The organism is Tepidimonas sp., from assembly GCF_046292505.1.
GTDB lineage: Bacteria > Pseudomonadota > Gammaproteobacteria > Burkholderiales > Burkholderiaceae_C > Tepidimonas.
In genome coordinates this window covers 1-6,215 of record NZ_JBKBQX010000044.1, presented here as the reverse complement: position 1 = coordinate 6,215, position 6,215 = coordinate 1, and the positions used below count along the sequence as shown (strand labels likewise).

Sequence of the window (6,215 nt, the reverse complement as noted above, 5' to 3'; positions counted from 1 at the left end):
GCGTCGGGGGCAAACCGGGCACAATCACACGGACTTTGCCCGCGTTACCGCCCTCGACCCGCAACCCGGCACCGCCGCCCACTCCCCGCAGCCGCGCACGCCGGCCGAGCTGTGGCAGTTGCTGCGCCGGCCGGAGGGGCGCGCGCTGACCGCCCGGCACGTGGGGGAGGCGCTTGTGCAGGCCGGCCTGATCGACGAGCGGCAGTTGCGCGAGGCGTTGCGGGCGCAGGTGGACGAGCGGCGCTTGGGCCTGAACCGCCAGCTGGGTGAGCAGTTGGTGGATTCCGGCGTCATCACCGAGAGCCAGTTGCGCCAGACGATCGCAGCCTGGCTGGGCAACCGGGTGGTGGACCCCACGCACTACCGCTTCGACCCCGAGGCAGTGGCGCTGGTGCCGCAGACCGTGGCCCAGCGCGAGGCGGTGGTGCCACTGGCGCTGGAAGGGGACCTGCTCGTCATGCTGATGGCGGACCCTCTGGACCAGCGGTTGTTGGACGAGCTGCGCTTCATGACGCAGCGGCGCATCGTCCCCGTGCTGGCGGCCCCGGGCACGCTGCCTGCGGCAATCGCGCGTGCCTACGAACGGCCGACCGCCCCCGCACCAGCGCCGCGGGCCGGCGCATCGGCCGCGGGGCGGCAACGACAGGCCGCGCGGGATTTGCTGCTGGACCTGCAGCAGGCCAGCGACATCGGCGCCGAGCAGCAGGCCGACGTCGTCAGCGAGTCCGACAACACGCTGGTGCGCCTGATCAACACCCTGATCGAGGAGGCGATTGCGCAGAAGGCCTCCGACATCCACATCGAGACCGAGCCGCCTCCGAAACCGGTGCGCGTGCGGCTGCGCGTCGACGGCGAGTTGGTCAAGTACCTGGAAATCGAGTCGCGCTTTCGCTACGCGCTGGTGGCGCGCATCAAGATCATGGCCGGGATGGACATCTCGGAGCACCGCAAGCCGCAGGACGGCAAGATCGACTTCGCCCGCTTCGGCGGGCCGCGCACCGAGCTGCGCGTGGTCACCGTGCCCACCACCGGCGGGCTGGAGGACGTGGTGCTGCGGCTGCTGGCCGGCTCCAAGCCGATGCCGGTCGACAGCATCGGCCTGGCGCCGCGCGACCTGGCGGCGCTGCGGCGCATGGCGCTCAAGCCCTACGGGCTGATCCTCGTCTGCGGCCCCACCGGCAGCGGCAAGACCACCACGCTGCATTCGCTGATCGCCGACATCAACACCGAGAACCGCAAGATCTGGACCGCCGAGGATCCGATCGAGATCACGCAGCCGGGACTGCGCCAGGTGCAGATGAACCCGCGCATCGGCTGGACCTTCGCGGCGGCGATGCGCACCTTCCTGCGCGCCGACCCCGACGTCATCATGATTGGCGAGATGCGCGACGAGGAGACCGCCCGCATCGCCGTGGAGGCGTCCCTCACCGGCCACCTGGTGCTGTCGACGCTGCACACCAACAGCGCGCCGGAGAGCATCACGCGGCTGCTGGAAATCGGCATCGACCCGTTCAACTTCTCCGACTCGCTGCTGGGCATCCTGGCACAGCGCCTGGTGCGGCGGCTGTGCAAGGCGTGCGTGCAGACGCGGCCGGCCACCGACGACGAGCTGGAGGCGCTGGCCACGCACTACCTGGAGTCGTGCACCGCGCCGGGCGAGCCGATCGATGTGGCCGGGCAGATCGAGCGCTGGCGAACGCAGTATGGCGTCGAGGAAGGCGGGCGGCGCATCCTGCGCACGCACGTCAAGCGCGGTTGCCCGGCGTGCGAGGGACGCGGCTACAAGGGGCGGCTCGGCATCTACGAGCTGATGCTCAGCGACGACACCATCCGCCACCATATCCGCCGCCGCTCCTCCGCCGGCGAGATCCGTGCCAGCGCGCTGGCCGCCGGCATGCACACGCTGCGGCAGGACGGCATCGAGAAGGTGCTGGCCGGCCTGACCGACCTGGCGGAGGTCATCGCCGCCACCAACGTCTGAGCCGCGCCCCGGCCGGCTCCTCGCCGCCCGGCCGCGGCCTACAATGGCCGCCATGCTGCGCTACGCCACGATCCCGGTCACCCCGTTCGCCCAGAACTGCTCGCTGCTGTGGTGCGACGCCACGCGCGAGGCGGCGGTGATCGATCCGGGCGGCGACCTCGACGCCGTGCTGGCCGAGGCGCAACGTCTGGGTCTGGACCTGCGCCAGATTTGGCTCACGCACGCGCACATCGACCACGCCGGCGGCGCCGGCGAGCTGGCCGAGCGGTGCGGCCTGCCGATCATCGGCCCGCACCGCGGCGACCAGTTCTGGATCGACGGCCTGCCGCAGCAGAGCCGCATGTTCGGCTTTCCGCCGGCCAAGCCGTTTGCGCCGACGCGCTGGCTGGAGGATGGCGACGAGGTCACCGTGGGGCAAGAGCGGCTGCACGTGCGCCACTGCCCGGGCCACACGCCGGGCCACGTGGTGTTCCATGCGCCGCAGATCCGGCGCGCCTTCGTCGGCGACGTGCTGTTCGCCGGCAGCATCGGCCGCACCGATTTTCCCGGCGGCAACCACCAGCAGCTCCTCGACAGCATCACGCAGCGCCTGTGGCCGATGGGCGACGACACCGTCTTCATCCCCGGCCACGGGCCGGAGAGCACCTTCGGCGAGGAGCGCCGCAGCAACCCGTTCGTCGGCGGGACCTGATCAGCGCGCGATCCCGAGGAACAGCGCCAGGCAGCGCTCCACCTGCAGCATCGTGTCGGCCTCCAGCCGGCCGAACGCCGGCCCGAGCTTGTCGCGCGGCAGCGTCATCACCTTGTCGCCCATGACCTGCGAGGTCTTGCGCAGGCCGTTGGCCGGCGACGGCTCGACGGTGATGCGCAGCAGCGGCGCCTCCACCAGCGTGCCGGTGACGAGCAGCACGCAGACGCTCGGGTGGGTGTCGAACAGGTCGGACTGGATGACGAGCGCCGGGTGCGGCTTGCCGAAGTCGCCGGCCAGCGCCACCGTCACCAGATCGCCGCGGTGCGCCGTCGCGCTCACCCGGGTTCAGTCGGTCCAGCCGTCCACCTGGGCCAGGGCCTCGTCCATCCAGCGCGTCAGCTCCGCGTCGCGCGCGTCGGCCTGCGCCACGCGCGCGCTCTGCTGCCGGCACGCTTCGGCGAAGCCGGGCTGGCGCGTGTCCGGCACCCAGAGCTGAACCAGCCGCAGGCCGCTGCGGCGCTTGCGCTCGCGGGCACGGGCGACACGGACGGCGGCGGGGGTGGACACGGCGCGGGCTCCTCGTTGCAACATGTTGCAGCATAGCACCGGCCGCGGCGCAAGCGCAACGGGCCGGCGCTACCCCGCGCGGCGCGCCTGCTCGTACAGCGCCTCGACCTTGGGGATGTTGGCCTCCAGGTCGCGGATCCGGCTCGGGCCGCTGGGGTGGGTGGAGAGGAATTCCAGCCCGTTGCCGCCGGCCACCTGTGCCATCTTCTGCCACAGCGCGACGCTGGCGCGCGGGTCGTAGGCGCCGCGGGCGGCGAGCTCCAGCCCGACCAGGTCGGCTTCGGTCTCGTCCTCGCGGCTGAACTTGAGCGACAGCAGCTGCGTGCCCAGGTCCGCCGCCAGGCGGCCGAGGTCGCCCAGCCCGAGCAGCTGCGCGCCGAGCGACAGGCCCAGTCCGGTGGCCTGCGTCTTGGCGATGCGCGAGCGCGCGTGCTCGCGCAGCGCGTGCGCCATCTCGTGGCCCATGACCATCGCCGCCTCGTCGTCGTTCAGCTGCAGCTGGTCGAGGATGCCGGTGAAGAAGGCGATCTTGCCGCCCGGCATGCAGAAGGCGTTGATCTGCTTGCTGCCGATCAGGTTGACCTCCCAGCGCCACTGGCGCGCGCGCTCGTTCCACGGCAGCGCGTGCGGCACCAGCCGCTGGGCGATGGCGCGCAGCCGGCGCAGCTGCGGATGGCCGTCCGGCGCCAGCGCCCCCTTGGCGCGGGCTTCGGCCAACAGTTGGGCATATTGCTGGCTGGCTGCGGATTCCAATTGCGCGGCGGGCACCAGCGAGCGCAGTGCGGAGGGCTGCCCCACCTGCACCTGGCCCCAGACCGGCGCCAGCGCACTCGCCCCGGCCGCCGCCGTTGCCGCGCGCAAAAATCCCCGTCGGCCCGACAGGGCGGCTCGAGCATCGCACATCCAGCACATGGGTGCATGATAGGCACAATCGGTGGCCTGTGTCGTGACCGATCGCGTCATTTGTCACTCCATTGCCCGTCCGCATCCATGTCCGCGCCGCCTGCCCGCACCGCCCATTCGTCCCCGCCTGCCCCGTGGTGGCGGGTGCTGTGGGACTGGCGCGTGCCCGCGATGGCGGCGCTGGGGTTTTCCGCGGGTTTGCCGCTGCTGCTGATTTTTTCCTCGCTGTCCCTCTGGCTGGGCGAGGCGGGGGTGGAGCGCCGGGCGGTCACGTTCTTCAGCTGGGCGGCGCTGGCGTATTCGTTCAAGTTCGTGTGGGCGCCGTTGGTGGATCGGCTGCCGTTGCCGGGGCTGACGGCGCGCCTGGGGCGGCGGCGCGCCTGGCTGCTGGCGGCCCAGGCGGGGGTGGTCGTGGCCATTTTGGGGATGGCCAGCACCGACCCGGCCGCCGGCCCGGCGGCGCTGGTGCGCATGGCCGGGTTTGCGGTGCTGCTGGGTTTCATGTCCGCCACGCAGGACATCGTCATCGACGCCTACCGCATCGAGATTGCGGCCCCCGAGCAGCAGGGCGTGCTGTCGTCGGCCTACATCGCGGGCTACCGCATCGGCATGGTGGTGGCGGGGGCGGGGGTGCTGTTTCTGGCCGCGGCGTGGGGCTCGTCCAAGGGAGGATACGACTACGGCGCGTGGGCGGCGGCCTATGCGGTGGCGGCGCTGGCCATGGTGACGGGCCTGGTGACCACGGCGTTGGTGCCGGAGCCCCGCCTTCCCGCCGCCGAGGCACCCGCCCCCGCGGGCGAACACGCCCGCTTGCTCGCGGTGTTTGCGCTGGCGGTTGCGGCGTTCGTCGGGGTGTTCTGGTCCCTGGGAACGGCCGGCACCGCCTTGGGGCTGGGGGCCTTGGGGCCGTTGCCGACGCTGGGGTGGGAGGGCGTGCGTCTGGCCGTGGCGCTTGGGGCGGCCTTTGCCACGGGCGCGCTGCTGGTGCGCGCGGGGGTGGCCAGCCGGGTCGCCGCGCGGCAGACGTGGGTGGAGCCGGTGCGGGCGTTTTTCGTGCGCCACGGCTGGGCGGATGCGGCCCTGCTGCTCGCGGTCATCGGCCTGTACCGCATCTCCGACATCGTGTTGGGGGTGATTTCGAACGTCTTCTACCAGGACCTGGGGTTTTCCAAGCCGGACATCGCGACGGCGGTCAAGACCTTTGGGGTCATCGTCAGCATCGCCGGCGGTTTTTTGGGTGGTATTCTGGCGACGCGCTTGGGCGTGATGCGCTCGCTGTGGTGGGGGGCTGTGCTGTCGGCCCTGACCAATCTGGGGTTCGTTGCGCTGGCGCTGGCCGGTCCGCAGCGGGCCTTTCTGTATGCGGTGGTGGCGGCGGACAATCTGGCGGCGGGCTTTGCCAGCGCGGCGTTCGTCGCGTTTTTGTCCAGCCTGACGCAGGTGCGCTTCACGGCGGTGCAGTACGCTATCTTCAGCTCGCTCATGACCCTGCTGCCCAAGGCCCTCGGGGGTTACTCGGGCGGCATGGTCGATGCGTTGGGCTACCCGGGGTTCTTCGTGCTGACCACGGTGCTGGGGGTGCCCGTGCTGCTGCTCGTGACATGGGCCGGGCGGCGGCTGGCGCACGCGCCGCCGGCACCTCCCGCGCATTGATGGGGTGTCACCTCCCCCAAACAGGGGAGGCGACGCGGTACTTTTCGCGGGCACAATGGGACTCGGACGCTGTCACACGCCCACGCGCCCTGGCCCAACACAACAACACCGATGGGGGCCGGAGCCAGGGGCCCGGCACGGCCCCGGTGGTGGCCGGGGCGTGTCGGTCACCCCGCCGCGCGTCAGGTGCGTGGGCGGGTTGCCCATCTGCGATCGTCCACCGAATCCCAACGACGTCCTGTGATGGACTTTGGCCGCCGCGGTTCAACCCCGGCGGCTTTTTTCTGCATTTTTCGGCGGCGCCCACAGCGGCTGTGGCGCGGCCCCTCGGGGGCGCTTAGGCCGACGCCGGACGGGGCACCGGGCGCGGGCGGCCCTGCTCGTCGATGGCCACATAGGTCAGTGTCGCTTCGGTCACTT

6 protein-coding genes are annotated in these 6,215 nt (G+C 71.6%); 3 read left to right on the top strand and 3 right to left on the bottom strand.

Features of this window, described 5'->3' with window-relative positions:
- Both ACK4TH_RS11075 and ACK4TH_RS11070 read left to right on the top strand, forming a co-directional pair.
- Nucleotides 1-1,981 (top strand): GspE/PulE family protein (locus ACK4TH_RS11075; RefSeq protein WP_409626404.1); only part of this gene is annotated, 1,981 nt, incomplete at its 5' end.
- Between the two features lie 52 nt (nucleotides 1,982-2,033).
- Nucleotides 2,034-2,672: an MBL fold metallo-hydrolase gene (locus ACK4TH_RS11070; protein ID WP_409626401.1), complete on the top strand. Its 639-nt coding sequence runs from the start codon at nucleotides 2,034-2,036 to the stop codon at nucleotides 2,670-2,672.
- Here the strand turns inward: ACK4TH_RS11070 and ACK4TH_RS11065 are convergent, their stop codons facing one another.
- The 3 genes from ACK4TH_RS11065 to ACK4TH_RS11055 all read right to left on the bottom strand — a co-directional run bounded on the left by ACK4TH_RS11065 (nucleotide 2,673) and on the right by ACK4TH_RS11055 (nucleotide 4,151).
- Nucleotides 2,673-3,011 carry a type II toxin-antitoxin system PemK/MazF family toxin gene (locus tag ACK4TH_RS11065; protein ID WP_409626398.1) on the bottom strand — a complete coding sequence of 113 codons (339 nt, stop codon included), beginning with the start codon at nucleotides 3,009-3,011 and terminating at the stop codon, nucleotides 2,673-2,675.
- A 6-nt stretch (nucleotides 3,012-3,017) separates the two neighbouring features.
- On the bottom strand, nucleotides 3,018-3,239 hold the full coding sequence (locus ACK4TH_RS11060) for an antitoxin MazE family protein (RefSeq protein ID WP_409626395.1): 222 nt from the start codon (nucleotides 3,237-3,239) through the stop codon (nucleotides 3,018-3,020).
- A gap of 69 nt (nucleotides 3,240-3,308) precedes the next feature.
- Nucleotides 3,309-4,151 (bottom strand): M48 family metallopeptidase, encoded by an 843-nt coding sequence (locus ACK4TH_RS11055; protein ID WP_409626407.1) that lies wholly within the window; start codon nucleotides 4,149-4,151, stop codon nucleotides 3,309-3,311.
- Between the two features lie 78 nt (nucleotides 4,152-4,229).
- Here ACK4TH_RS11055 and ACK4TH_RS11050 point away from each other — a divergent pair, with 78 nt between their 5' ends.
- Complete coding sequence (locus ACK4TH_RS11050; RefSeq protein ID WP_409626392.1) at nucleotides 4,230-5,795, top strand: AmpG family muropeptide MFS transporter; 1,566 nt, start codon at nucleotides 4,230-4,232, stop codon at nucleotides 5,793-5,795.
- Nucleotides 5,796-6,215 lie beyond the last annotated feature (420 nt).

Bases quoted from the DNA above. Each gene is read 5' to 3' on its own strand.
- ACK4TH_RS11070 (WP_409626401.1), top strand. From the start codon at position 2,034: ATGCTGCGCTACGCCACGATCCCGGTCACCCCGTTCGCCCAGAACTGC.
- ACK4TH_RS11055 (WP_409626407.1), bottom strand. From the start codon at position 4,151: ATGTGCTGGATGTGCGATGCTCGAGCCGCCCTGTCGGGCCGACGGGGA.
- ACK4TH_RS11050 (WP_409626392.1), top strand. From the start codon at position 4,230: ATGTCCGCGCCGCCTGCCCGCACCGCCCATTCGTCCCCGCCTGCCCCG.